General features: G+C 64.8%; 26 protein-coding genes, 1 tRNA gene and 1 pseudogene. 13 read left to right on the top strand and 15 right to left on the bottom strand.

All coding sequences use genetic code 11. The annotated features are described in order from the left end of the window. Positions 1–38 precede the first annotated feature (38 nt). The 5 genes from moaC to ABD832_RS24440 all read left to right on the top strand — a co-directional run bounded on the left by moaC (position 39) and on the right by ABD832_RS24440 (position 2,866). Positions 39–509: a cyclic pyranopterin monophosphate synthase MoaC gene (gene moaC, locus ABD832_RS24460; RefSeq protein ID WP_344900065.1), complete on the top strand. Its 471-nt coding sequence runs from the start codon at positions 39–41 to the stop codon at positions 507–509. A 151-nt stretch (positions 510–660) separates the two neighbouring features. Continuing rightward, a complete protein-coding gene (locus ABD832_RS24455; protein WP_344899325.1) occupies positions 661–1,134 on the top strand; it encodes a MogA/MoaB family molybdenum cofactor biosynthesis protein in 474 nt (157 codons plus the stop codon). 47 nt (positions 1,135–1,181) lie between these two features. Then, positions 1,182–1,835: a GNAT family N-acetyltransferase gene (locus ABD832_RS24450; protein ID WP_344900063.1), complete on the top strand. Its 654-nt coding sequence runs from the start codon at positions 1,182–1,184 to the stop codon at positions 1,833–1,835. 124 nt (positions 1,836–1,959) lie between these two features. Further along, positions 1,960–2,736 carry a divisome protein SepX/GlpR gene (gene sepX, locus ABD832_RS24445; protein ID WP_344899323.1) on the top strand — a complete coding sequence of 259 codons (777 nt, stop codon included), beginning with the start codon at positions 1,960–1,962 and terminating at the stop codon, positions 2,734–2,736. Between the two features lie 56 nt (positions 2,737–2,792). Next, positions 2,793–2,866 (top strand) — tRNA-Ala (locus ABD832_RS24440). Between the two features lie 56 nt (positions 2,867–2,922). Here ABD832_RS24440 and ABD832_RS24435 read toward each other — a convergent pair. The 9 genes from ABD832_RS24435 to ABD832_RS24395 form a co-directional block, all read right to left on the bottom strand. After that, positions 2,923–4,182, bottom strand: coding sequence for a tyrosine-type recombinase/integrase (locus ABD832_RS24435; RefSeq protein ID WP_344899321.1), 1,260 nt, complete (start codon positions 4,180–4,182; stop codon positions 2,923–2,925). A gap of 1 nt (position 4,183) precedes the next feature. Then, complete coding sequence (locus ABD832_RS24430; protein ID WP_344899319.1) at positions 4,184–4,450, bottom strand: helix-turn-helix domain-containing protein; 267 nt, start codon at positions 4,448–4,450, stop codon at positions 4,184–4,186. Next, the gene (locus ABD832_RS24425) at positions 4,435–5,829 is read right to left on the bottom strand and encodes a replication initiator (RefSeq protein ID WP_344899317.1); all 1,395 of its coding nucleotides are present in this window, start codon (positions 5,827–5,829) and stop codon (positions 4,435–4,437) included. The genes ABD832_RS24430 and ABD832_RS24425 overlap by 16 nt, the downstream gene beginning before the upstream one ends. 217 nt (positions 5,830–6,046) lie before the next feature. Next, a complete protein-coding gene (locus ABD832_RS24420) occupies positions 6,047–6,172 on the bottom strand; it encodes a hypothetical protein (protein WP_344899315.1) in 126 nt (41 codons plus the stop codon). Further along, positions 6,169–6,327, bottom strand: a complete 159-nt coding sequence (locus ABD832_RS24415) for a hypothetical protein (RefSeq protein WP_344899313.1) — start codon at positions 6,325–6,327, stop codon at positions 6,169–6,171. Before ABD832_RS24415 ends, ABD832_RS24420 begins: the two co-directional genes overlap by 4 nt. Further along, positions 6,324–6,737 (bottom strand): hypothetical protein, encoded by a 414-nt coding sequence (locus tag ABD832_RS24410; protein ID WP_344899311.1) that lies wholly within the window; start codon positions 6,735–6,737, stop codon positions 6,324–6,326. The genes ABD832_RS24415 and ABD832_RS24410 overlap by 4 nt, the downstream gene beginning before the upstream one ends. Beyond that, entirely contained in the window at positions 6,734–7,429 is a 696-nt protein-coding gene (locus ABD832_RS24405) for a DUF2637 domain-containing protein (protein ID WP_344899309.1), read from the bottom strand. The genes ABD832_RS24410 and ABD832_RS24405 overlap by 4 nt, the downstream gene beginning before the upstream one ends. Before the next feature lie 84 nt (positions 7,430–7,513). Next, positions 7,514–8,851: an FtsK/SpoIIIE domain-containing protein gene (locus ABD832_RS24400; protein WP_344899308.1), complete on the bottom strand. Its 1,338-nt coding sequence runs from the start codon at positions 8,849–8,851 to the stop codon at positions 7,514–7,516. A gap of 93 nt (positions 8,852–8,944) precedes the next feature. Beyond that, on the bottom strand, positions 8,945–9,274 hold the full coding sequence (locus tag ABD832_RS24395; RefSeq protein ID WP_344899307.1) for an SCO3933 family regulatory protein: 330 nt from the start codon (positions 9,272–9,274) through the stop codon (positions 8,945–8,947). 136 nt (positions 9,275–9,410) lie between these two features. Between ABD832_RS24395 and ABD832_RS24390 the strand changes: the two genes are divergently transcribed. Further along, positions 9,411–10,253 (top strand): GntR family transcriptional regulator, encoded by an 843-nt coding sequence (locus ABD832_RS24390; RefSeq protein ID WP_344899305.1) that lies wholly within the window; start codon positions 9,411–9,413, stop codon positions 10,251–10,253. Continuing rightward, positions 10,250–10,936, top strand: a complete 687-nt coding sequence (locus ABD832_RS24385) for an HAD family hydrolase (RefSeq protein WP_344899303.1) — start codon at positions 10,250–10,252, stop codon at positions 10,934–10,936. The genes ABD832_RS24390 and ABD832_RS24385 overlap by 4 nt, the downstream gene beginning before the upstream one ends. Before the next feature lie 1,690 nt (positions 10,937–12,626). Here the strand turns inward: ABD832_RS24385 and ABD832_RS24380 are convergent. Beyond that, positions 12,627–13,547: a hypothetical protein gene (locus ABD832_RS24380; RefSeq protein WP_344899301.1), complete on the bottom strand. Its 921-nt coding sequence runs from the start codon at positions 13,545–13,547 to the stop codon at positions 12,627–12,629. A gap of 1,166 nt (positions 13,548–14,713) precedes the next feature. Further along, positions 14,714–14,968, bottom strand: coding sequence for a hypothetical protein (locus tag ABD832_RS24375; protein ID WP_344899299.1), 255 nt, complete (start codon positions 14,966–14,968; stop codon positions 14,714–14,716). A 461-nt stretch (positions 14,969–15,429) separates the two neighbouring features. Here ABD832_RS24375 and ABD832_RS24370 point away from each other — a divergent pair, with 461 nt between their 5' ends. From ABD832_RS24370 to ABD832_RS24355, 4 genes are all read left to right on the top strand, one after another. Then, positions 15,430–16,200 (top strand): GntR family transcriptional regulator, encoded by a 771-nt coding sequence (locus ABD832_RS24370; RefSeq protein WP_344899297.1) that lies wholly within the window; start codon positions 15,430–15,432, stop codon positions 16,198–16,200. A gap of 1,528 nt (positions 16,201–17,728) precedes the next feature. Next, complete coding sequence (locus ABD832_RS24365) at positions 17,729–18,013, top strand: DUF7710 domain-containing protein (protein WP_344899295.1); 285 nt, start codon at positions 17,729–17,731, stop codon at positions 18,011–18,013. An 86-nt stretch (positions 18,014–18,099) separates the two neighbouring features. Continuing rightward, positions 18,100–18,615 (top strand): hypothetical protein, encoded by a 516-nt coding sequence (locus ABD832_RS24360; protein WP_344899293.1) that lies wholly within the window; start codon positions 18,100–18,102, stop codon positions 18,613–18,615. 126 nt (positions 18,616–18,741) lie between these two features. Next, positions 18,742–19,281, top strand: a complete 540-nt coding sequence (locus ABD832_RS24355) for a hypothetical protein (RefSeq protein WP_344899291.1) — start codon at positions 18,742–18,744, stop codon at positions 19,279–19,281. Between the two features lie 19 nt (positions 19,282–19,300). On the opposite strand, the gene ABD832_RS24350 is transcribed toward ABD832_RS24355, so the two are convergent. From ABD832_RS24350 to ABD832_RS24340, 3 genes and pseudogenes are all read right to left on the bottom strand, one after another. After that, the gene (locus tag ABD832_RS24350) at positions 19,301–19,579 is read right to left on the bottom strand and encodes a hypothetical protein (RefSeq protein ID WP_344899289.1); all 279 of its coding nucleotides are present in this window, start codon (positions 19,577–19,579) and stop codon (positions 19,301–19,303) included. Positions 19,580–19,836: 257 nt separating this feature from the next. After that, the gene (locus ABD832_RS24345) at positions 19,837–22,191 is read right to left on the bottom strand and encodes a hypothetical protein (RefSeq protein WP_344899287.1); all 2,355 of its coding nucleotides are present in this window, start codon (positions 22,189–22,191) and stop codon (positions 19,837–19,839) included. Between the two features lie 142 nt (positions 22,192–22,333). After that, a pseudogene (locus ABD832_RS24340) lies at positions 22,334–23,344 on the bottom strand (transposase). Here ABD832_RS24340 and ABD832_RS24335 point away from each other — a divergent pair. Further along, a protein-coding gene (locus ABD832_RS24335) for an IS5 family transposase (protein ID WP_344899285.1) occupies positions 23,343–24,160 on the top strand; the annotation gives its coding sequence in 2 pieces (ribosomal slippage) (positions 23,343–23,685 and positions 23,685–24,160; 819 coding nt in all). The pseudogene ABD832_RS24340 and the gene ABD832_RS24335 sit on opposite strands and share 2 nt — an antisense overlap. Positions 24,161–24,210: 50 nt before the next feature. Beyond that, positions 24,211–25,016 (top strand): IS5 family transposase gene (locus ABD832_RS24330; protein ID WP_344895459.1). Its coding sequence is split into 2 segments (ribosomal slippage): positions 24,211–24,562 and positions 24,562–25,016, totalling 807 coding nucleotides; the frame shifts between segments, so codons are not numbered across the junction. A 213-nt stretch (positions 25,017–25,229) separates the two neighbouring features. Here the strand turns inward: ABD832_RS24330 and ABD832_RS24325 are convergent. Next, positions 25,230–25,706 (bottom strand): hypothetical protein, encoded by a 477-nt coding sequence (locus ABD832_RS24325; RefSeq protein WP_344899283.1) that lies wholly within the window; start codon positions 25,704–25,706, stop codon positions 25,230–25,232. Between the last annotated feature and the right edge of the window lie 8 nt (positions 25,707–25,714).

Raw genomic sequence — 25,714 nt, 5'->3', positions numbered from 1 at the left:
ATCATTTCCTTGTGAACGGAACCGGAGAGGACACCGACATGGCCGGATTCACCCACCTCGACGAGACCGGCGCCGCCCGGATGGTGGACGTCTCCGCCAAGGACGTCTCCGTCCGCACGGCGACCGCCACCGGCAGGGTGCTGCTCGACGCCCGGGCCGTGGCCCTGCTGCGGTCGGGGGAGGTCCCCAAGGGGGACGCGATCGGGACCGCGCGGATCGCCGGCATCATGGGCGCCAAGCGCACCCCCGATCTGATCCCGCTCTGCCACCCCATCGCGCTGCACGGGGTCGAGGTCGAGCTGGCCGTGGCCGACGAGGGCGTGGAGATCACCGCCCGGGTCAGGACGGCCGACCGCACCGGGGTGGAGATGGAGGCGCTCACCGCGGTCTCGGTCGCGGCCCTGGCACTGATCGACATGGTCAAGGCGGTGGACCCGGCGGCCGTGATCACCGACGTCCGCGTCGAGGAGAAGACCGGCGGCAAGACCGGGACGTGGACCCGCCCCTGAGGTCTTCGTGGCGCGCGGGCCGGGACGACGACTCCCGGGTGGACCCAAGCGGGCCCGCGCGGACCGGGGCCGGAGGGGCTGGGATGATGGCCGTCCGACCGCTCCCCGCCCGGGACCCGGGAGCCGGGGATCTCCAGCACGGAGGTGTTCGATGAGAGCTCTGGTGATCACCGCGTCCAACCGGGCCGCCGCCGGGACGTACGAGGACACCTCGGGCAGGCTGCTCGCCGAGCTGCTCACCGCGGCCGGATGCGACGTGGACGGCCCCCGCGTCGTCCCCGACGGCGAGCCGGTCGAGGCGGCGCTGCGGACCGGGGTGGCCGAGGAGTACGACGTGATCGTCACCACCGGCGGCACCGGGCTGACCCCGGCCGACCTCACCCCCGAGATGACCCGGCGAGTGATCGACAAGGAGATCCCGGGCATCGCCGAGGCCGTCCGGCAGGTCAACCGGGACAGGGTGCCGACCTCGATCCTGTCCCGCGGGCTCGCCGGCCAGGCCGGGAACACGCTGATCGTCAACCTGCCGGGATCCTCCGGGGGCGTACGCGACGGCATGGCCGTGCTCGGGCCCGTCCTGGAGCACGCCGTGGACCAGATCCGCGGGGGAGACCATTCCCGCTGATCCGGGCGCCCCGCTTCCATGGCACGGCGGGTCACCTTGGGGGGATGATGGAGGGCGTGGATCGACTTCGTGGCTGGCCGGTGACCCTGACCGAGGGTCCGGTGGGACTTCGGCCGCTGCGGCTGCGGGACGTGCGCGTCTGGCGGGAGTCGCGGCTTCGCAACGCGGACTGGCTGCGCCCCTGGGAGCCGACCAATCCCGAGACGCCCCTGTTCAAGACCGGCCTGGGCCCGTACGTCTCGATGGCCGGAACGCTCCGCAGGGAGGCCAGGCAGGGGCTCGCCCTGCCCTGGGTCGTCACCTACGAGGGAGCCTTCGCCGGGCAGCTCACCGTGGGCGCCATCGTCTGGGGGTCGGCCAGGTCCGCGCAGATCGGCTACTGGATCGACGGCGCGCTGGCCGGGCGCGGCATCACCCCAACCGCCGTCGCCCTGGCGGTCGACCACTGCTTCTTCACCACCGGCCTGCACCGCGTCGAGGCCAACATCCGGCCGGAGAACCAGGCCAGCCGCAGGGTGGTCGAGAAGCTCGGCTTCCGGGAGGAGGGCGTCAGGCGCAGGCACCTGCACATCGACGGCGCCTGGCGCGATCACATCTGCTACGCGCTCACCGTCGAGGACGCGCCCAGAGGGCTGGTGGCGCGCTGGCGACGGGCCCGGGAGGCGGCCGCGCACGGGGGCGGCCCACATGAAGAGGTTTGAAGAACTCGCGACACACCGCATCGAATGCTCGTCAAATAGTGACACGCGGTCTTACGGTGCGTGACATGAGCAGATCGAGGACGCCGTCGGAGCACGCGCGTCTTCACGCTGCTCGGAGGCGGCCATGAGCGTCTTCCTGTACCTGGCCATCGTCGTCATGTGGTTGTGCGTCCTCGTGCCCATGTGGCTGCGCCGCGACCGTAACACCTACGCCGACCTGGACAAGGACGCCAGCCCGTACGCGTACGAGGAGCAGGGGGCCGAGGAGGATTCCGCCGACACGCTGGCCGAGCCGCTGCCCGTGTCCCCGTCCTCGCTCTCCTCGCCCTCGCTCTCCTCGTCCGAGCGATCCGGTGACGAGGTCTCCGAGCCCGGCGCCAGGGAGACCTCCCCGGACACCGGGGCTTTCGGGGCCTCCGAGGTGCCGTCCGGGACGGCCGGGACCGTGTCCGGGGGCGAGCCCGGCACCGGGGACGCACCCGCCGGTCCGGGGCCTGTCCGGCCGTCCATGACCAGGGCGGAGGCCGAGCGCCGCCGCGCCGAGGGCCGCCGCCGGGCCAAGCACGTGGCCAAGCGCAGGCGCCTGACGCTCTGGTGCGTGCTGCTCCTGATCACCTCCGTGGTGACGGCCGCCGTCAAGGTCATCCCCTGGTGGGGCGTGGCGCCCTCGGTGGTGCTGCTGGGCGCCTATCTCGGCATCTTGCGGGCCACGGTCCAGATCGACGCCGAGCGGCGCAGAGCCGCCGTCCAGGCCCGCGCGGAACGTGCCAGACGCGCCCGCCGCCGCGCCGCCCTGCTGGAGACCCAGCGGCCGGTGGCCGAGATCATCGACCTGGACGCGCACCGCGACGAGATCTTCGACCAGTACGCCGAGTCGGGACGGCGCGCGGTCGGCGACTGACCGGCGCCCGGATGGCGCGAGCGCCCCCGGAAGTTTGCTAACCTAGTCCACGTCTTGGGGATGTAGCGCAGTCCGGTAGCGCACTTCGTTCGCATCGAAGGGGTCAGGGGTTCGAATCCCCTCATCTCCACAGGACGAAAGGCCCGATTCCAGATCATGGAACCGGGCCTTTTTGCTGCTTAGTGGCTATGAGGCCGCTTCATCCTCCGGGGAGGGACGTACGGCCTCCGCAGGACTCTCGCGGACCGGAGTCAGCGAAAAGTCAGCGAACACCGCGCGGGCCCTGTTGTTGCGGTCGCGTGAGGCGTGCGTGTAGCGGTTGAGCGTGGTCGAGATCTGCTCGTGCCCGATGAGCCCGGCCACGTCGTTGACGGGGACGCCCTCGGAGACGAGCCAGGTGGCGTAGCAGTGCCGTAGGTCGTGGAACCTCAAACTCTCACCCGCGTGCTGGGCGAGATGGGAGACGGCCTCTTCCCGGGTCGCGAACCGCTTGCGCCGTTCGGAGCCGCTCTTGTCGGTCCAGGTGCCGAGGAAGCCGTCCCCGAGGTTGGAGACCGACCCGAGCAGACCGGCCCGGACGAGGGACGGCCGCCAGACGCGGGCGCGGAAGGTGTGCCGGCTCATCAGGTTGCCGCTACGGACCGTGAAGACCTCGCCGAGCGGTCCCGCGGGGAAAGCGGTCCGGTGCTGGGTGAGGAGGTCGACCGTGAACCCGGGAAGCGGGACCTCCCGGCGCCCGGCCCTGGACTTCGGATAGGGCTTGATCGTGATGTGCCCGTTGATCTCCACGGCGACCCGGAGCACCCGCAGCGTTCCGGCGTCGAGGTCGACGGCGTCCCACCGCAGACCGGCGCACTCACCCCACCGCAGTCCGGCACCGGCCGCCAGGGCGACCACCGCGCGGTACCGGTCGGGGACGTGCCGGAGAAGCGTGGTGAACTCCTCGCGGGTGATGATCCGGTCATCGTCGTCCTGGCGTCGACGCCGGGGTAGCCGTACTCCCTCGCAGGGGTTGGCGCCGATGAGCCGGTCTCGTACAGCCGAGCGCAGCACGCCGGAGAGCAGGCGGTTGCACTCGATCACGCTGGCCGGGGAGAGCCGCTTGCCGAGGTCGGTGATCCACGCCTGTACGGCCGAGTGGTCGATCTTGCCGAGCGGGATGTCCTGCCAGCGTGCCAGGACGTGGTTCCGCATGATCGACTTATCACGGGCGGCCGTGGCCAGCTCGTGGTTCCGCGACTTCAGCCAGTTCTCCGCGTAGGGGCCGAGCTTGGTCTTGCCCGCATGTGGATCGACGTAGCTTCCTCTGTTGAGCGAGCTGTTGATCTCGGCGAGGAAGGCCGCCGCCTCCCGCTTGGTGGCGAAGGTCTTCGAGCGTTGCCGGTCAGTCTGGTCGCGCCAGTTCGCCCGGTAGGTGCCCGCCTTGGTCTTGATGATGTGGCCCATGTCAGCGCTCCCCGTCTTCCGCCAGTCCGTCGAGCCAGGTGTGGAAGCGCCGTTTGGGGATCACCCACCGGTTGCCGAGCTTGATGGCCGGGATCGTGCCGTCCCGTACCGAGGCGTACGCGCTGCCACGCGAGAGCGACAGGAGACGGGCGACCTCGGTGACGGTGTAGACGGCCCGGCCGGAGAACGGGTCGACCGCCGAGACCTCCGGGGCCGGGGCGGACGGCCCGCCCTGACGGGGAACGAGCTGGATCACGCTGTGGCGCATCGGCTTCCTCCTTCCTGACGGGGGACGAACTGACCGGCTAGAGCGGATTCCCCAGCGGTGTAGCCCTGTCCGGCGTACCTCCAGTTGGCGAGGACGAGCGTGGCGGCGGGGTCGTACGGCAGCCGCTCAAGGTCGCGCGCCTGGCGATACTCCAGGCGGACGCGGCGCAGGGCGGTCATGGTGGTGGAGTAGGCCCGGCTCTTGGTCGAGAAGTGGCCGCGAAAGCCGAGCATGTGCGCCCACTGCCGGAGCCGGAGCGGCGCGAGGTCGGGATGGGCCCTGGTGTCGCCGAGTCGCCATGCCGTACGGATCAGCCGGGCGGCGTGCTCGGTGACGCCCAGCTGTTCGAGCCGGGCGAGGTCGGAGCGTTTCACCCGCCGGTCGAGGGTGCCGGAGGTCTCGGCGGCCTTCGTGGCGTACTTGGCGACATAGCCGGCCACCGCCGCCTCGGGGAGGGCGGACCCGTCCGGGCCGGTCGACTCGATGTGTCGCACATCGACCGCGCCCCAGCGCAGTTCTCGGGAACCTTCCCCGTCCGGGGCGGGAGCGTCGAGACGTACGGCCTTCGCCGCGGACTCGATGGTCTCGGAGAGCAGTTCGACGGTGGCCCAGGCCGGAGGCGCGTCGATCTCGCCGTCCGGGGAACGGCCGTCGAGGCGGATCACGGCGTGAAAGTGGATGATCCCGCGCGCCTGATACTCGGCCACCTTGGCGAAGGACAGCCGGGCCTGTCGGCTGAACTCGGCACGGGTCAGCCCGGCCGCCGTGCTCAGGTGCCGCCGGAGGTAGACCCCGAAGCGTTGCCACAGCACGCCCGCGTGAGCGTTCCACAGGACGTGGCCGGTGTAGTCGTAGGTGCCGGGGTCGAGAGGCTGGCCGATGCGCCGGTCACCGGAGAGATGCCGTTCGAAGCAGGCTGTGCCGTTGCGGCGGGGGTGGCAGAGGTCGGCCTGGCCGTGCTTGTCGGGGCTGCGGTGGACCGGCCCGAAGCCCGGAGCCGTGAGGGTGGCCAAGACGCGCGGGTGCGTGCTCACGGTGGCCGGCACTCCCTTGTCCCCGCCGAGCAGGCCCGCGCGGATCAGGTGGAAGGTGTCGGCCCGGTAGGTCTCGGCGCAGGCCGGGCAGCGGGAGGCCCGTCGGTTGCCGCAGCGGACGAGCAACTGCCCGTGAGGCTCGCCCCGGGTCGAGTAGCGGTGCAGGATCTCCCCGGTGGCCGAGTCGAGGGTGGACACCTCGCCGGTCAGGCGGATCGGGGCGGAGCAGCCGTGCAGCCGGTCGACCTGGTGAAGCCAGCGGTTAAGGTCCCGGCCGGAGTGCTGAGCCAGGTCCCGGATGACCGGGCCGATGAGGTCGCCGATGGGGGTGGGGTGTTCGGTCATTCGTCCTCCTTTCCGGTGCCCTCGAAGCCGGGGCCGTTGTCGGTGGTCGTTCGGTCGCCGTGGTGATGGGTGGGATGGACGCGGACGGAGTCGCGGCTGTCGCGATCCGCTTCGGGCCGGTGGCGCATACTGGTGGTTCCTTTGCGAGTGAGCGGAGGGAACGCCCCACGGAGCGGCGGGCTGCCAGGCTTGAGCCGCCCCGTGGTGGCGTTGTCGGTCAGGTGTCGATGCCGGTGCCGTCGCAGTCGGAGCAGGTGACCGCGACCTGGTAGGGACTGGTGTCGCCGTCGTCGTTGACCAGGCCGGTGCCGTTGCAGGTGCCGCATGCGTAGGCGTGGATCACGGCGGGTCTTCTCCTTCCTCGGGTTCCTTGATGCGGGTGCAGGGGCAGGGCGTGCCGTCGGCAGGGTTGAGGCGGTCGCAGCCGGTCGGGTCGCCGTCGATTTCGCAGCCGTAGCGGGCGCAGCATCCGCAGAAGGGGCAGACGAGCCGGGTCATGGTGCGTCCCGTTCGACGACGGCCCAGGCCGACCGGTCACCGCCGGCATGCCGCACGGCGGCCAGGACGTACGCGAGGTTGGCGGTGTCCAGGCGGGTGATGGCCGGGCCGAGGTCGACCGGGTGGCCCGCGGCGATGCTGAGCGCGATGCGCAGGACGGCCGCCTCGGAGTTGGAACAGGGAAGCAGGTTGTTGCACAGCGCGGCGTGGAGGGTGTCCCAGGAGATGACCGCGAGCGGGATCCGGCTGTAGCCGTCCGGGGCGTAATCCACCGCCATGCGCAGGAAGTCGCTCCGGTGCAGCCAGGTGCCGTGGTGGACCAGCAGCTCCACGGCGGACTCCATGGCGTAGGAGCCGCGCGCCCAGGCGCGAGCCGCCTCCACCAGGTGGGGAAGATCGGGTGAGGTCATGACGGGTCGAGTCTTTTCTGTCGGGTGGGATCGGTCGCGATCTGCCGCAGCAGGTCGGCGGCGAGGTCGCCGGAGATGCCCATACGGGTTCGGAGCAGGTCCGCTGTGACGGGCCGGCCGTGCTTGGCGCTGTGCTCATCGGCCAGCCGCCGGGCGAAGGTGAGCAGTGCGGGGGACGACGGGCCGGGCTGGTTGCCCGGGGAGCTCTCGGCGGTGTCAGGAGCGGGGAGGGGAACCGGGTCGATCTCGGGGACGGGCACCGGGGCCGGGGCGACGACAGCCGGAGGCGGGGGCCGGTGGGAGGCGCGGCGTTCCAGCATGGAGACCGCCACCAGGAAGGCCACCGCGGGTGTCGCGGCGCAGATCCACCCCCAGACCGATGTCTCGGCGCTGGCCAGGTTGGCGGCCAGGGTGAGGACGATCCCGCCGGCCAGTACGAGAGCGGGCCAGGAGATCGGTCCCCGTCGAGGGCGCCCGGTGCGCTTGTCGCGTTGGAGCTCGCGGGCGGCCATGACGCACATCAGGTCGATGCACACCGCGACGGCCCAGGACTGCCAGCCGTGCTGGCCGTGTTCGGCCGCCAGTTCGGAGATGTGGGTGAAGGAGCCCACCGCCGCTATGACGGCCAGGACCACGACTGGCGCGGAATCCAGCATTGTGGAGCGGACGCGACCGGGCTTGTGGCTGGTCATCGCGAGTCACCTCCTTCCGGATTCGGGCATGGGGCGGGTAGGGACATGGCGTGATCGGGGCTCACACCGGGCCGGGGGATGAGGTCAGGCGACGTGCAGGTCCCGCACGGTGTCGCCGACGCGAGGAGCCGTGACCGCGGCCCACGACGGGGTCAGATAGGCATGCCGCTGGGCGGCGTACTCGGCGGTGGCTTCGGAGACGTAGAAGGAACGAGCCCGGTACCACTGGCCGTCCTGGCCGGCCACGATCGCGACGCCGGGCGTCTCGGCGGGGATCGCGCGCGCGGAGACCAGCGCGGCCGGGTCGAGGTCGCCGAGGGTCATGGTCGCGGTCTCGGGATCGTTGACGCGGTGGCAGACGCGGCCGGAGCACTGAGCGCGCAGGGCGGTGACACCGGGGCCGAGGTCGGAGCCGATGCGCTGGCCGCAGCAGAACAGGTAGATACCGAAGGCCCGCCCGAGCTGGGCGACCCGCAGCAGTGCCGTGGACGTACGGGCGATCTCGTCTTTCTCGCTCTTGTCGGCCATCAGGTACAGCTCGGCCAGCTCGTCGACCAGGACCACGACGGGGACCGGCCTGTCGTGGTCGTCCAACTGCCAGATGTTGCGTGCCCCGGCATCTCGGCACGTCTCCATCCGGTCGGCCATCAGCGCCACCAGGTCATCAAGCAGGTCGGCGCACTCGGTGCGCGAGGTGGCCAGCGCCGACAGCCGAGGCGCGTACGGGGTGAACTCCACACCGCCCTTGAGGTCGAAGCCGACCAGGGCGACCGGTTGCGGAGCCAGACCGACGATCAGCGCGTTGGCGAGGTTGGACTTGCCTGACTGCGTGGCCCCGGCGTTCAGCCAGTGCGGGACGGTACGGAAATCGATCTCCCAGGGGTGACCGGTCTCCAGCCGTCCCACCGTGACCTTGAGCAGGTCGGGTGACGGCGGCAGGTCGTCGATGCGCACGAGGGGATCTCGGACGGTCACGGCGAGCACCACCCGCCCCGGCCGGGGCGAGGAAACGCGAACCGCGTGAACGCCCCAGGAGTGCGCCAGCCGTTCCGCTGCCGCGCTGTAGTCACCGGGTACCTGCCCCTCCAGGGTGTGAACGGTGACCCGCCAGCCGTGCCGGGTCGGCAGCGGCAGCCACATCCACGGCTTGGTGTCCACCGTCACCCGCTGGAACCTGCGCCTGACCCGTACGGTGCCGGTCGAGGAGATCAGGCCGGGAACGGTGGTGAACCAGAAGCGCTGCCGCTTCTTGGTGAGCCCGCAGCCGAGAGCGACCTTGCGCCAGGTGGCGCGGACGGTGATCGCGGCGAGCGGGTAGCCGACCACGAACCAGAACGAGGGCCGGTGCCACCTGCGCCAGCACAGGAGCAGGGTGGCGACCACGGTCGCGGCCAGGGCGAGCCAGAGCAGACGTTCGAACATAATGAGAACCGTCCTTTCGTGTAGGCGAGAGGAGGCCCCGGAGCGGGCGGTGCTGCCAGGCGAGCCCGCTCCAGGGGCACCACGTCAGGCCGGTCAGGCGGCCCGGACGGCGGCCGGCCGGATCGTCTCGGCGCGGAAGCCGAGACCGGAGCGGCCGTTCATCGACCAGAAGAACGCGGCCAGGCCGACCGGGACGACCTGCACGCCCTCGGGGATCTGCGGGAACGTCTCGCTGGGGAACGTCACCACGATCACCGGGTTGCGCCGGTCGTCGTTCGGCTTGGGCAGGAGCGGGATGGTGTAGAGCTCCCGCCCCTCCGCGTCTCTCTTGACCTCGCCCGTGGCGCGGTCCACGATCTTGGGCTCGGGTTCGCCCGCGACAATGAACGCCAAGGCCGAGAGGTCGACGGGGATGTTGCGCATGTGGATCACTCCTTGAGTTGACTAACCTGCCTAGCCAGGTTGGCTGTGGCTCAATGTTGACCAGCATGGCTAGCCATGTCAACCCTTCGGGAAAAACTGGCCTAGGCGACCTAGGAGAACTAGACTGATTTGCGTGATGAGTCTTGACCCTGACGACCCGCGCCCGCCCTACCAGCAGGTGGCGAACGCCCTGCGTGCGGCGATCCTGACGAAGAAGTTCGAGCCGGGGGAGAAGCTGCCCTCCGGGACCGAACTCGCCAAGCAGTACGGCGTGGCGCGCATGACCGTCCAGCAGGCCATCCGCCTGCTACGGGACGAGGGTCTGATCGTGTCGCGCCAGGGGAGCGGCGTGTTCGTCCGGGAACGCACCGAGCGGCCGGTAGAGCTCAGGCCGCACATCGAGCACGCCTTCGAGACGACCAACGTCGCCATCGACTTCGCCGGCTTCTCCGGAGAGACGCTTCAGGGCATGCTCCAGGAGCCGCTGGACAAGATCCGTCTCGGACGGCTCACGCCCGAGTCCATCAGCATCCGCATCCTGGTCCCGGACATGGACCAGCCGATGTCCCTGCCGTGCCGGGCGGACGATCTCAGCGACGACCCGGTGATCCGGGCACGCGCTCGCCGCATCCAGCAGCGCAGTACCCAGGCCATTGGGGACGCCGTTCACGAGCTGGCGGACCTCGGGCTGGTGAAGTCCGCATCCGTCGAGGTGCGCGTCCACCAGACGACCCCGGCGTTCAAGTTCTACGTGATCAACCGGGAGCAGGTGTTCTTCGGCTTCTACCCGGTGGTCAAGCACACGGTGCGAATCAAGGGCGAGCCGCACGAGCTGTACGACGTCATGGGCAAGGACGCGGTGCTGTTCCACTACCAGGTGACCGAGGACGCCTCATCGATGCAGTCGCAGTACGTGGCCCAGGTGCGCACCTGGTTCGAGAGCATGTGGACCACGATCAGTCGGGAAATCGAGCTGTGACCGAGACGCTGACGGAGATCTTCCGGCGGTCCCGCGCTGTCCTTCTCGACTTCGACGGCCCGGTGTGCAGCATCTTCGCCGGCTTGCCAGCGCCTGTGGTCGCGGACCGGCTCAAGCAGTTGCTCCAGGATGAGGGGGCAGAGCTTCCTCAGGACGTCGCGGAGCTGGACGACCCGCTCAAGGTGTTGCGCCGTACGGCGTTCTTCGCGCCGAGCCTGATCAACAAGGTGGAGGCGGCGTTCATCGGCTACGAGATCGAGGCCGCAGGCTGCGCCGAGATCACACCGGGCGTGCGGGAACTCCTTGATGCCTGCGCCGAGGCGGACCGGCCCGTAGTGATCGTGAGCAATAACTCCGAGCGCGCGATCGAGACCTTCCTTGGCCTGGCCAAGCTGAAGGAGCAGGTTGCCGGGGTCGTCGGCCGGCCGGTCGGCAACCCGGCCGAGATGAAGCCACATCCCCGATTGGTGCTTCGAGCCTGCGAGATGACCAACGTGTCGCCGGGTGAGACCGTCCTGATCGGAGACTCCGACTTCGACATGCAGGCCGCGGTCAACGCCGGAGCCCTGAGCATCGCGTATGCCAATGCACCTGGAAAGGAAGCGAAGCTCGCCGAGGCCGGAGCAGATGCGGTGACCAGCAGCATGCAGGCACTCGCTGAGGCGTTCAGAGCGATCTCGTAGCCGAACCAGAGCGAGTGTCAAGCATCAACCGAAGCAGGACAACCAAGCCAGAGCGCGCTGGTTCAAACTTTCCCTACGTCATCAAGGGCGTGCCGCCTGCGGCGACCCGCCGCGCGTGGGCGGTCGCTGGCCGCGCTGCGGCTCTTCGGCCGGTCGCGGCCCGCGCCGCCCACGCGTTTACAACCACAAGGCGTGTCTGAATCGGCAAAAGCCATTACGGTAAGCACTAATCTGCTGATCGGCCTGGCTTAGTTGACCTACGAAATCCTTGATTCTGAGCCTTGCGACCGCTTCGCTTCTTCGAGTAAGCGCCTATCGAGAACCGTTCCATTTTCATGTTTAATCCGCACGAGTTCATAGAGCCCATCAGGAGTTTCCCGTCGCTCGTCGAGAGCGTCGAAGGCGGAGCTGTTAATGTCATCAAGCAAACAATTAATAAGACTGGCTAAGTATGATGGCCCTCTCCCTCCATAGCCCCATGTTGCATTTATGCCCTCACCGCCCGGAGCCAAATAGACACTCCCATCAAATGTGCGAATCCAGACGTCATCGTCAAGAATAACCGAATGAAGAGAAGACTCTGCTGGAAGACGATGAGGCAGGGCCGCAAAATAGCGGTCGTCATGCTCGGGTCGATATACAGGCAGACCAGTCGCCGGGTCACGAAACAGGTCGTCTTCCTTGCTGGCGCCTAGTCGTGTGAATTCGGCCCGCCACGAGGCCTTCTCCAGAGTATGTATCCATTTTGTAGCCGTAGCGTTATGGCTCGGGTATACCTGAATGTTGGTCGAAAATGGGAGATGTCTACCTTTACCCCACCCGTGGGTCTCTTTTACGCATTGCGCTGCAAGATCATCCGATCGAGACCAAATGTCCGACCATGCATCTATCCAAATGTTATCTGTCGGAGCTTCCGTAAGATCGGGTTCAGGGATTGGCCGGGCGGCAATCAGTATGCCGTCAGAGTCTTCCCATTCTTCAATATCGGATTGGGCCCACATTACAGCTTGATGTCTAGCCCGCCTAACGAGATACCTCAAAACGATAGCTGCTGGATGATTGTGTGGATATATGTTGGCTAACTCTAAAACGATCTTTTCATCGAATCCGCCCCGGGGGTGATCAAGGATGGTTGGTCCTCCCGGCTCCCATCGTCTCATGATTTGTGGACTACGCATGGAGTTTGGCCAGTATGGAACAGGCATTCCTAGTACTCGCTGGAGTTCTCTTCCGGTTGTATATACAAACTTTTCGGAATTAGTAGGCTCAAACTCTATCAGGTCATTTAGACTTACCAATACGATAGAAAAAACGTGCGGGAGCAGCTTGCAGAGCGGTTCTCGATGAAAGTGGCTTTCGTGGGACGGGTATATGAGGCATACCTGACCATATTCGGTGTCCCAGGTGAGTACTGCGTAGTCCTTAAGGAAGCGAATGCCTCGGTAGGTACATGGTTTCGTCGCTGTCCGAAGATCCTTGAGGCGATAGCGTTCAGCCATTCTGTGGCCTCCCCGCTGGGCCCACTTATCTATTGAGTATCGCTGCCACCGGTCGTGTCCATCGTCACCTCTAATAGGTTGAGGAAAATTGGGTTCTCGTCGCAGCCTCCACACTTCCCGCAGAGGCAGGTTAAGTATCTTACTTATTTCATTTGCCGTAATCAGTTCGGAGTCAGATGCCATTTCAGCCCCTAGATTCTATCTATATTGCTGTGACCTCTATCGGCTACCCCGATTTCAGCATGTTTGTATATACGATTCGCGCAACTAATGAGTTCTTCTAGCATGTCGTTGGCTTCTTCGCTAGATTCGATCGCTAGCGTTAGTTTAAGAATGGCTTCCGTCAATGCTTCCGAATTAGCGCTAGGCTCACCGTGTGTTTCGAGTGCATCAAGAGCCATTCTGGCAGAAACTGGCCACCCTAGTGCAACACTTTTTCGGCTCTCTCTAGGTGCGATCCAATCCAATGTTCCCTCAAGATCGCTTAGCATGGACGAATCTATCAACACAGGGCCAGAAGTCTCTAATGTCTGCGGCTCTACGTAGTCACGCAAAATAATTACTATGCGCCGAACTTTGTCCAAAATGCTATAGGCCTCTGAGGGCAGGGCCCAGGTCCAAGTCCATGCATCACAACATCTACGCCCCAAATTGACAAGGTCTAAGAGGTCATGTTTTGTGATGACCTGATTATTTCCCAGCTCTTCTGAGAGGCGGCTAATCATGTCAAGCGTTTCGCCTCTAAGCTTGAAAAACAGCGTTGACGGAGACTCTTCCTTTGCGAAATTTTGGGACTGCACCCTAAGTGCATTGCAACAGTTGAGTAAGTGATCGCACAGTTGACGCGTAAGTGCTACTAGTGATCTCTGTTGCTGGGCTGCAGTTCTATCCATACTGATCTGATGAAGGATGATTAAGCCGAGAGGGACCGCATAAAGGAAGCCTGCAAGCGAGGACAGTAAGTTGGTCCAGAATGGAGCGTGGTCCCATGTTCCGGCAACATCGCCTAATGAACCGAACAGAATCAGTAACGTGCCGAAACTAACCATGATCTTTGTTGTGACTTGAATCGGATTCGGAGTTTCACGCCACGTCGCTCGGATGAACTCCATCGCTCTAGCAAGGTGGTGGCTGACTGGGGGCGGCTCCATGGACATATTCTCTAGGAGGAGTGATTGCATGGGAAGCCTACTTGCGAGAGTTCGGTAGAGCGCATGTGTCTTTGGCTGCCGCGCCGCTTCCGGTGCTCGGACCTGGCGGTCCTGTGCTCTAGGTCGGCCTGCTATCAGATGACGTGGTGGACGTAGGCAGCAAGCGACGCAGGACAGGCATGGGATGACCAAGCCTGCCGTACGGACTCATGGCCCTGTTTAGCAGGTCATACGATGTATTGAAGATTTTCCTCCTGCTCTCCCCTAAAGCGATGCTCTTTGAGGCTGCCGCGGGGCTTCCGTTCCTCGGGCCTGGCGGCCCTGCGGTACGGGTCCCCTTGCCATCGGATGACGGGGCGGACCAAGAGGACTCCACTTCCTGCCAGGCAAAAGCTTCTTCTGCGTCAGATCTCGTCAGCAGGCGGGAAGCGCTTTCGCAACGCCTCCATAACCCTCGCTGGATCCCGCTCGATTTCTCGTAACAACTCTTCGATGGCCGCATCAGCCAGTTTGGCTCTACGGAGGTGTAAGCGGATCTTCATCCGACGGAGGCGCAGGTGGAGGCGGTCCAAGACGGGCATACGAGGGAGCATCTAATCTCCGATGAGCTAGAGGAACCCTCGCCTCGCGGGAGATAACGGGGTGAGGGTAGGACGGGCATCGCCCGTCGGTGTATGGGCGGGCCCTCGCCTGACCGGGGAAGGATGGCGAGGGCCCGGGGTCCGGCGGTGCGGTGGAGTCGCTGCCTGCCGGACGCGATGTGTGGTCCCGCCCCATGCCGTCCCACCCTTCGGGACGACTCCCCCCTCCAGGTTGGAGCGGGACCACGGGCCCCGCAGGTGAGTAGCCTGCGCACACCCACTCGCGGAGGGTCTGGCCCGACCGTCGCCGCCATGAGGGGCACCGGCAGCCGGGGGATTACAGGAGCTTGCTGCCCTCCTGGCGGACGCTCATGGGCGTCTCACCTCGGGGTGCGTGCCGCTCGGTTGGACTGGTCTCGCAGGCGGCTCGGTCGAGCTTCGGATCCAGGAGCCAGTCCAGGTAGACGATCCTGTCCAGCCCGGACCTCCGCTCAAGGTTGTGACCGCAGTGGCTACAGACTGCGTGAGGCGTGCCGAAGTCGAAGCTCATGCTGGTGCTCCCCGGAGGATTTCCTGTCGGGCGAGCTCGGTCGCCAGTTCTCGCGCTGTGTTGGCTTCCACGGTGCGCAGGAATGGGGACTCAGGGGCAGCCTGTTCTTCGGTCAGCTCTTGGTGGTGGGTGCCTCTCCAGTAGCCGGCGGGACTGTGCCAGAAGCTCCAGGACGGAAAGGCTTCGGTGAGGATCTTCAGCCACTCGGCGTCGTCGATCGGCAGGCTAGGGTCCGGCAGCACGAGGGTCATACGGGTGCCACCTGTCGGACGTACAGCTCGGCCCATGACATGTGAGCGTCTCGGGTACCGCGAGATCCGTACCGGTCAGCGAGGGCGGACACCAGCCGCCATGCGTTCGGGGGTGCGGGCGTGCCTGGCTTCGGGGTATTCGGGTCGCGGACTTCGAAGCGGATGCAGTTCGGCGCGACGGTCGTGATGAGGCGGATTGTGCTGCCCTGTTCGGTTCGGGTGAGGGAGTCGGAGACCATCGCGTGCACTACCTGTGCGGCGTCGTCGGTGCGGTCAGGCTGGTGTTGCTTGGTGATGGTGCGAGCGTGCTGTACGGCTGCGTCGACGCTGCCGGGCAACGGCGCGTAGTCCTGTGAGTAGGTCGACATGGATCACCACCAGGGGAAGAGCGATCCGGCTATCCGGCTCGCCAGTCGGATGACCAGCTTGCAAGCCGGATATCCGGATGTCAACCTGGTGGAGTGGATCAGCCCAGGTACCTTCAACTCGTCGCCCTCATCCGGCGGCAAATCGTCACCGGCGAACTTCCCGCGGGAACCCGCCTGCCCGCGCGTCAGGACTTGGCCGCCGAGCACGGTGTAGCTGAGGGCGTCATCCGCGAGGCGATCCGCCAACTCGCCCAGGAAGGGCATGTCATCTCCCGCCCCGGTGCGGGAACCTTCGTCAGGGAGCGTCAGCCGGTACGGAGGATTCCCCGCTCCTGGCATCGAGAGCGGAAGGCTGGCTCGCCGTTCGCCGCGAGCATGCTTGAGCAGGCGAGGACCGGAAGCTGGGAGTACGAGTCCACCACGGTGCGCGCGTCGCTGGAGATACGCGCCCGGCTCGCTCTCGATGAGCCTGAAGATGACCGCGATGACGTCATGTACACCCGATACATCTTCCGGGCCGACGGTCAAGTCTGGATGCTGTCGGATTCCTACGAGCCACTGCAACTGACCAAAGGCACGATCGTGGCGATGCCCGAGGACGGGCCGCTGGCCGGCCATGGGGTGACGCACCGAATGGCCGAGATCGGCGTGATCGTCGATGACTGGGTCGAAGATGTCGGCGCACGCGCCGCTCTTCCGGCAGAGGCCAAGCGGCTCGGCATCTCGCCGGGGTCCATCGTGCTGACGATCCAGCGCACCTACCTCGCCGACGGTCGGCCGGTCGAAGTCGCCGACATCGTAGTCCCAGCAGAGACCTCGCAACTCGGGTATTCCGGTCCGGTCGGCGAACGCGCCAGCGGATGACCCGTCACGAGGGCGTGCCGTCACTCTGCTCCAGGCGGGAGCTTCGTGGCACACCGGGGGGTCGACTCACAGAGACCCGAGTGCCCAACTAGGTGACAACGGTTATAAACGGGGTTGAACGGCTTGGTTTCGCATCGAAGGGTGCGGGGGTTCGAATCTTAGATCTTGGCAGTACGTTCAGATGTGCTGTAGCTATGCGCACAGAGACGTTATGGGCTGCAGAACCGTCTCATTTTGGGCACGGATCTTACGGGTGATGTGAACTGGGCCTTGTGGGAATGCGGCACCTGGTGCTCCGACTTTAAATCCGTCATTAAGGTAGAAACCTCCCGCAGGCTCCGTTTTCATGACTTATTGTCAGTAGCGGAAAACCTATTTTTGTGGTCATATCTTCTGTGAGCCTCGTCGGAGGTTTGGAACGATCTATCCAATATATTCCTGGGAGGCGTACATGTCTAATAAGATCCTTCAGCGAGCCGTTGTGTTTACTGTCCCGACTATCGTCCTCACGCTAGTGGTGACACCAATCCCCTCATTCGCGGGAACAAACTTTGCTCCTACCTGTGACGGTAGTAGGAGTGCAGCTGTAGCGATCGCTAAAACGGGGACCGTGACGGAGCCAGCCTCCTCGATCGTGTCGGCTATGCCACCGCCGTCGAACATGTATGAGCCGAAAATTGACCATAAGGCACGCCTTGTGCTCCGTTACTCACCACAATATCGGTGTGTTTGGGGCCTAATGGTGCTTGATCGGAAATGGGTGCGCGAAGGTTTTATGGATCAAAGTGGTCCGGCTCTTTGGTTGGACACTTCTTATGATGGTGGAAAAACTATATATGCCGGGAAAGTGAATCACTGGAGAATATCGGCAGGTAAATCAATCACGCACACGCCAACTAGGCTCACGGGTCCGCGTATTACTCCAGAGCTCGAATCAGTTCGCGTTTGTGGGTATGGTGTCCACAAGGTGGCCGTTTATGGGGAAAAGATTCGAGGTAGAATTGGCGTTCCAGCGATGTCGTTTAAGAATTCTCAAAATCCCACCGTGTGTACCCCATGGGTAACCCCACCTGAATGAGGCTTTTTGTTTTGAGTAGCTCACCGTTGAGGACACGGTTCACGTCTCAATCCTTGAGGCTGGCAGCTTAGGTCTGACACTGACCTAACAATGAGTGGCGATGTCCATCCGCAATCAGGTCGGAGCAGGTTTCCCGCGCGTGTAAGAGTCAGCGAAAAGTCAGCGGACTCGCTGACACGGAAGCGTAGCCGGGATCAACGGGCGTCACCATCGCGGCACCTGACGGCACCGGACAGCATCCGCTGGTAGGAAGCGGTACGCCCCACCGGGGTTCGCATCGAAGGGGTCAGGGGTTCGAATCCCCTCATCTCCACCCAGGTCAGAGGCCGCTTCCGAGAGATCGGGAGCGGCCTTCTGCGTTGCCGGGTGACCAACTGAGTGACTACGGTCCATCCACCGGGTCCGTGCCCTTCCGGGTTTCGCAAAGTCCAGTAGTGAGGTGTCTCAGCGGTGAGCGATTCCAGTCCCGTGACCGTGTGGGTCTTCCTGGGTGAGGGGGCTCAGTGGCCGTCCGGCGTGTTCCGGACGCGAGAGCGCGCTGAGTCGTGGATCAAGACCGGCGAGCTGACGGGGATGCTCACGGAGTACCCCCTCGACACGGGTGTCCACGACTGGGCGATCGAGCACGGCCATTTCCAGCCTCGCACCGCTCACCAGCGGACTCCTTCGTTCGTCGGGCGCTTCACGACTGCGCACCAAGAGCATTTCCACTACATCAAGGGAGATCAGGACTAGGCCGTCTCCCGTGGTCATGGTTTTCGGTGTGAGTGACGAGCGAGGCGTGTTTTGTGCGTGGGTGATGCATCTGCCACGGTGTTTGGATGGCTGAGCTTTTAGGTGACAAGCGTAGGTTCGCTGTCGAGGTCGGAGACTGGGACGGCCCGGCGCTACGTCGGGTGGACTTGTGGGTCGCTGATCAGTGGGTGACGTGCGATGACAACATGGCCTTCGTCAAACAGTTCCGTTATTACGTGGCACTTACCGCTGCCGGGATCCGCTCCGCTGGGGACCAGGCTCCGCCGTTCGTTGGTTTGTCTCCGGCTGGCATTCACCAGCGGCTTGAGGCCAAGCTCAGGGACGGTGAGGAGGAGTACGAGCGGTTCGGGTTCTTTCACCGCTGGGGCTGGGGTCCCACGACCGACAACGTGACATCATTCCTCTGGCGAGATGGGGTCCGCCTGGTGATCACACTGGAGTTCTTGCGAGAGGAACACCTGCTCATACATCCCGAGCATGCGGGAACGATCTTCGTGGCCGAGCTCCCGGCCGCCGAGTTCGTAGGAATTCTGGAGGAGATGGTGACCATCCTCGGCGATGGTGAGGGGGCCGTCACATGACGGGGTGGCGGAGCCAGATGCGGATCGAGGCGACGTCGTTTCCTGCGAGGGGAAAGGGGGAGGGCGAAGCCCGGGCCGTACCCCGCTCCGCGGGAGGCTGCGTGCAGGCGCCGTTACTGTTCGGCCATGACGTTTCCCGCCGCGCGGTTTAAAGGGTGCTTTCCCGAGCTCTTCGGCTTCGTGCTGCTCGATGCCACAGGGCTCGGCGATGTCGGTGCTGGCAGCCCCGTCGGCAGGAATCTGTTGCAGCTGTTCAGCACGAGTGAGCAGGGCGATCGGGTCGTACGTGACGGCATCGCGATTCCCGCGCAGAACATCGATCCCGGCTTCTACACCGTGCTCGTACGCCACGCCCAGAGCCCTTCACCGTGGCAGGACCCCAAGGTGACATCCGCCGGGTGGGTTCTGCACGTCCGGTCAGAAGAGCTGCTGTTGTGTGGCCTGGGCTACCTCACGAAGTGGACGCCCGACGATCCCCGGCATCGTCGCATTTCCGTACCACCCGGCTGGTACGAAGTGGAAATCCGCGGCCACCTCTTGGGCCCCGACGACCTTGATGACCCTGACGACGCCGCCTACGAGTTCGTCCTGAGCGGTCCGACCGGCGCCCGGCCCACGTTCCATGCCCACCTCGACCACGGCCTCAACCTCATCGACAACGACTGATCACATCGGCCTCCTTCGTCTAGAAAGAGACGACCCGGCGAGGCGGACGCTCTCGCCGGGCAGGATCTACGTCGGGGTGCTGAGCTAGAGAACGGGAAAGAATTTGTTCATCGCTGCCGACCTTGGAGGCGAAGACGAGGCCGTTGTCCTGCCAGTTTGTGTCTGCTGCCTTGCGGGCCACGTCCTGGCGCTCGCGGTGGAGCTTGAGGGCGTCCAGGCAGCGTTTCGGCATGGCCGGCGTTCGCTGGGACTTGCGGGTCTTGGTGTCGCCGCTCTCCCGGACCGAGTGCCAGACCATCAGACGTCGATCGTGGCACAACAGGTGATCAGGTAGGACTTTCTGAACTGAAGTGGGCTTGTGGCGACACCTCTTCTATCGAAAGCCCACACCTGTTTCAGGGACATCGTGATTCCTCCTGGTCCAGGCGTGCCGATGCATGTCTGCCAGCAACAAGAATAAAATGCTTGGGCCGACCTTTTGAGATCACCTCATGTGACCCTAATCCGAAGGTTCAGTTGATCGTCGTCAGCACACCGACACGTGAGGTGGCTCCCTCAAATGAGGGTCTCATTCGCCTCTGTATGCGGGGTAGACGTGTCTAGCTCAGCGTGCTCGACGGTAATAGGAGAATGTGCGTCCAACAGCTCGGTGAACGGCGTGTCGTCGACGAACTTGAGGCGCAGCGGCTGATGCGAGCCGAGCAGCCGGAGTCCATGCGGGATTAGCTGCGGAACCGCGACGTCGGGTAGCCAGGGCGCCTCCGCGGAGGATCCATTGAGCAAGAGCTCACGGCGCTCGCCGTCCTGCCAGACATGCTCCTCTCGGCCGATGAAATCGGTGACCGTCCTGGTGCGCACGTACACATTGGGAAATAGCCCATTGCGGCGCAAGGTCGATACCACCCGATGGATCGAGGCACAAGCCATGGCGATCTCTGGCTCCTGCGGGAGCGAGGAGCGTGGATGGCTGAGACTGTTCCTTACTTTCGCCACCTGGCCCGTCCGCAGGTCCGCCGCGACACCGTGGAGCACGCTGATGATCTCCTGGAGCGAGTCTGGTTCGATGTCGAAGACCAGGCTTCGGTGCAGGAACGGGAAGGAATGCAGGGGCGAGTGGCGTGCGAGATTGGGAAATGAAGCGTATGGCCTGTCCACGGCGGTGCTCAGGACCTCAGGTTCCGCGCACATTCCGGCGATCATTGCGAATGTCTCGATAAGGGTGCCGAGTGCGTTGGCTCCGTCGGGAGAGTACCGCAGGCTCCCGCGGGCCGTCGCAACTCTGGCGAGCAGGGGGTTAGCGAAGGCGCGTGCCCAGGACACGCGGTACGTGAACCGCTGGTCGCGCTTTTCGGGGTAGTGGTCGGCGAAGACAAGCCAGCAAACGTAAGTGATCGTTTCCTGGAGCAGTTCTTCCAGAGCGACGAACAGGCTGACTCCGGAGCTGCGGACCTCCTCTGCATCCTGCGCCGCCTGGGCGGCCCCATACCGCTCAAAGGCCGGAAGATGGCGAAGGACACGTGCCTCCACCACAGGCGGGGGAGGGAGCGGCATACCGAGTTTCCAGAGGATTCTCTGCAATAGGACCCGCTCGTTGTCCGCACTGGACGGCAGCTCGAACCTTCCAGGGCCGACCAGATGGAAGGCACGCCTGGTTTGGGCGCGGCTGGCGAGCACGAGGGAACTCATGGCCTCCTCGAGTGTCCGGCTGGACAAGAAGTGCTCCAGTTGGTCTTGAACGTTCTTTCCGGTCTCATTGCGCAGCGCCCATGACAGGTCCTCCTTCAGGGGGCCGTCGTAAAGCGCAAGCAGGAAGGTCGTTAGCTGGAGTGACGTCCAATTCTGCCGGGGTCTGAAACGTATCCCCAGGCGGCTCAGCTCGGCCTGACTATTGAAGTAGCCGCCTTCGGCATGTCGATTCCGGATCGGATAGCGGGTCTCACTAGGGCCGAGGACGATCTCCCCGTCATCAACCAGCTGCTCCAAATGGCAGATGATCTCCGCGTTGGAGACGATCAGGATGAGCTGCAAGAGTTCAGCGTCGGATACACCGGCAGCCAGGTCCGACGGTGCCTTGCGGGATGCGCCACGGTCGAGGAGTAGATTTGCCTGTTTCCGAAGGCCGTTCGAGCCCTGCGCGAGTAATGACGCGAGGAGGGCCCTCCGCTCATAAGAAGTCAACCCGCTCGCCACAAGCCAGGGCAGGCTCCAATCGTTGTCAGGACGATAGAAGGCGTTATCCGGTTTCCTGATGTCATCAAGTAGTTGGGCGATCGCGATAGAGAGGGGAGTATCCCTGCCGATGCCGCTATAAATCGTCCCGGCGTCCGTGATGCCCGTATTAAACCTGACATGGTTGACTTCGGGGCAACCCGGATCGGTGCAGACCACTTCGGCGCCGCACAGTGTGTTCGGCAGGCACCTGTGCTCGGCCACGGGCACGATGCCAAACGGCCCGACCGTAAGATCCGCGACCTGGAAGACCCCCTGCGGCAAGAGCTCGACGATCTCCATGCTTTCGCGGTGGGGCAGAAATTTCTGGTGGTCTCGGCCGCGGACGCTCATGTAGGCGGCCTCGACCTCGTCGCTGTAGACCCAAGGGTAGCGGATCTTCAGGGCACGGATGTCGGCGCTCAATGCGTCAATGAGAACGGGAAGATCGGTTGCCTCGTAGTCCACTAGAAAGCTGTCACCCAGGGCAAACTCCGCGAGGATAGCCGCTTTGATGTCAGCCGGGCTCTTGTCCGGATGCTCCATAGAGAGGGAGGCGTAGAGATCGGTTCCGCTACCGGAGAGCGCGATCGCAGTGTCAAAGGCGTCTGAGAAGTGGTAACCGTCCGGCAGGATGCAGTGCAGCGCGAACTCACGGACAGCAACGAGTCGCTGGAAGTTCAGATCTTCACGCAAGTCCACCCATGCTCCTTAACCTATCGAACTCCCTCTGAAATATCACAGCGGATGTTCCCATAGTTCCGAAATCCCCGGAATCGCATGGATTCCGTTAGAGGGGCTCTCCAGTTAACGGCTCTGTCTCACTTTCGGTGGTGACGGAACGTCAACCCAAGAGGATCCGGTGACAGAGCAGCGCGAATCCGGCGCGGCCGTGCATCTGGCGCATGATGCGTTTGCTCTTGGTGTTCACGCCTTCGGTGCCGCTGTTGTGGTGGACAAGGTGGCGGCCGCGTGGACAGCATCGCGGCCCTGGTCAAGGCCACGGGTGAAGGCATGCAGGTGGGGTAGGTCGGCGGCGCGGACGGTGGTGATCCACGTGTCGAGACGGTCGGCGTTGCCCTCGTGCGGCCGGAGCAGACCGGCGAAAGCGCGCACCAGCCCGGCCATGCCGATCATCTCGGGGCAGGCAGCGGTGAGCGTATCAAGCAAGCTCCGCTGCTTGCCGGTGAGGTTACCGGGCCGGGTGAGCAGGAGCCGGGCCAAGTGGCGCGGCGAGATGGGCAAGCGGTCGGCTTCGACTCGCCCCTGGGTGATGTAGCGGTGGAGAAGGTTGAAGGCGCTCTGGTAGCCGAGGGCTTTGATCTCTGCGAACAAGTGCACGATGGGGGCGGGCCGATACTGCGGGACGCGGCGAATCGCTTCGGCGTAGGCGCCGGAGCCGTCTCGGCACACGAGCTGTACTCCGGGATAGGCGCATGGCCAGGGCGGACAGTGCTCTCGTCCCGGCGGGCCCGGCCGGCTCGCGGACCACCGCGCCGATCTGGCAGGTGAGGCGGGGCGTGCGTCGTTGGTAGCGTTCCAGCACGCCAGGAAGTTGTTCGCGGAAGGTCTGGTGGCAGCCGCGCGTCGGGCAGATCGGTCGGCGGATGCGCACCACTGCGAGCACGCTGCGGGCGTCGACCGGAACATCGGTCACGCTCCGCTCGTGGTAGCCGTGTACCCGGGCTGTTTCGGCTCCACAGTGCGGGCACGCGACTGATCGGTCGGGGGTCCGCGCCCGCACCCGAATATGTTTCCCCTCGTCCGCCACATCCTCCACGAGCAACGGCGATAAGCCTGAGAACACGACACTTACAGCGTGTCCTACATGGTGGTGAGTCGTTGAATCCAGCATGGGCAACGGGCAATGGGACTGGATCGTCCCAGAGGGATTGTGGGAGATCGCGCGGCCGTTGCTGCCGGCGCCCCGGGTGCGCCCGCAAGGCGGCGGGATCGTCGGTGTCGCTGATGAGGCGGTGTTCGCCGCGACCGTCTACGTGCTGGTCAGCGGATGCTCCTGGCGGGCGCTGCCGCCGTGTTTCGGAGCCTCAAAGTCGACCGTGCATCGCCGGTTTTTAATCTGGTCGCGAGCTGGAGTCTGGGAGCGGCTGCACCAGGCCGTCCTGGACCGGCTCGCCGACGATGGCCTGCTGGACGTGTCGCGCGTGGTGCTCGACTCGGCGCACGTGCGCGCCAAAAAGGGGGCGAACACACAGGCCCTTCACCCGTGGACCGGGGTAAACCCGGTTCCAAGCTGCACGTCCTGTCGGACGCGGCCGGACTGCCCCTGGTCGTCGGCCTGTCCGCGGCCAACGTCCACGACAGCCGCCGGCTGAAGCCGATGGTGCTCGCCCTCCAATTGAGACACAGCCCTGCCCAGGGCCGGTATCGCAAGCCCGGTAAGTTCCACGCCGACAAAGCCTACGACCATCCTGAGCTGCGGCGGTGGCTGCGCGGCAAGCGCATCGGGGTGCGCATCGCCCGCAAAGGCGTCGAATCCAGCCAGCGACTGGGCCGCCATCGATGGGTGATCGAACGGACCATCTCCTGGCTGTTCGGCTACCGACGCCTGTCACCCCGCTACGAGCGTCACCCCTACACCTACCTGGCCTTTCTCACCCTCGCCGCAGCCATGACCTGCCATAAGCGACATCTCAAACTCACCATGTAGGACACGTTCTTAGACCGTGACTCATTTGGTAGTCGGTCGTTGGATAGGACGTGGATGCATTCCTTCAGCGACTGGTCCCTGACGAGTTGTGGGAGCTGTTTCAGCGCGTGGTTCCCTCGGCTCCCACCCGGCCGCAAGGCGGTGGACGACGGCGCGTGGATGATCGAATGATCTTGGCGGCGATCGTGTACGTGGCCACCACAGGGTGCGCCTGGCGGCAGCTCCCGCCGGTCTTCGGCGCCTCCTGGCAGACGGTGAACCGTCGTTTCGCCGAGTGGAGCGCCGCCCGGGTGTGGGCCAAGCTGTACCGGGTTGTACTGGATGAGCTGGGCTCGCGCGGAGAACTCGACTGGTCGCGGTGCGCGATCGACTCGGTCAGCGTACGGGCGGCAAAAGGGGGGAGCTGACAGGTCCGAATCCTGTCGATCGAGGCAAGGCCGGGTCGAAGATCCACCTCATCACCGAACGGACCGGTCTGCCGATCTCTGTCGCGATCAGCGCGGCCAACGTCCACGACAGTCGGGGATTGGAGCCGCTGGTGCGCGCTATCCCGCCCATCCGCTCTCGCCGTGGACCGCGACGTCGCCGACCGGCGAAGCTTCATGGTGACAAGGGTTATGACTACCCGCATCTGCGAACCTTCCTGCGCAGCCGCGGGATCATCCCGCGCATCGCCCGCCGGGGGATCGAGTCCAGCCAGCGCCTGGGACGCCATCGCTGGGTAGTCGAGCGGACCGTCTCCTGGCTGGTCGGCTGCCGACGCCTCCACCGCCGCTACGAACGCCGCGCCGACCACTTCGCGTCCTTCGTCGCCATCGCCGCCGCTCTCATTTGCTACCGCCGCCTGACCAAATGAGTCACGGTCTTACCAGCTCGTTGGCATCACGCATGACTCACCGTGACGCAGGAAACGTTCTGTCACCACCGAATCTGCGACAGAGCCGAAAACCGTACAGTCCCGCTTACGGCCTCGCCTGTCGCACCCCACTATTACGGCGATTGCTGGAGCGGGTTGTGCCGACGGCGGGGACGGCCCGCAGCCCGGTTGACCGCACATTTGGAACAGTCTCTAATGAGCGATCTTGATGACGGCCTTGGCGCCCCGGACTGCCACCACGCCGAAGGAGACGTCGTTCAGCTTGCTGGGTCCTCCTTGGTCAGGGGTCTGTTCCAGCATACTGATCTGCGTGCCGTCCAGAGTGGTGCCGAAGAAGGAGACGGAGCCGTTCTCCACGGCGACGTTGATCGGGGGCAGGTTCCATTCGGGGTTCAGGGTGATGGTCTGGCCGTCGGAGATCAGGACTTCGCATCTGGCGTCACGGCAGGCTCGAAGTTTCTTACCGTCCTTGGCTTTCGGGAAGGGCTTGGGCGGAGTGGTGGTGGGCGTTGGAGAAGGAGTTGCCGAGGGCGGCGGTTGTTGGGTTGTCGCGGTGGCCGCTGTTTCCTTTGGGGCGGCTTCCTTGGGGGCGGTCGCGCAGCCCATGAGCAACACGAATAGGGCCGCTGTACCTGCCCACGCCATTCCGGTCGGGGATGCTTTCGGCATGTCTTCTC

Source organism: Streptosporangium longisporum (assembly GCF_039534895.1).
Lineage (GTDB): Bacteria > Actinomycetota > Actinomycetes > Streptosporangiales > Streptosporangiaceae > Streptosporangium > Streptosporangium longisporum.
Note: the sequence above shows the minus strand (reverse complement) of the source record. Positions and strands in the feature narration are given on the sequence as shown.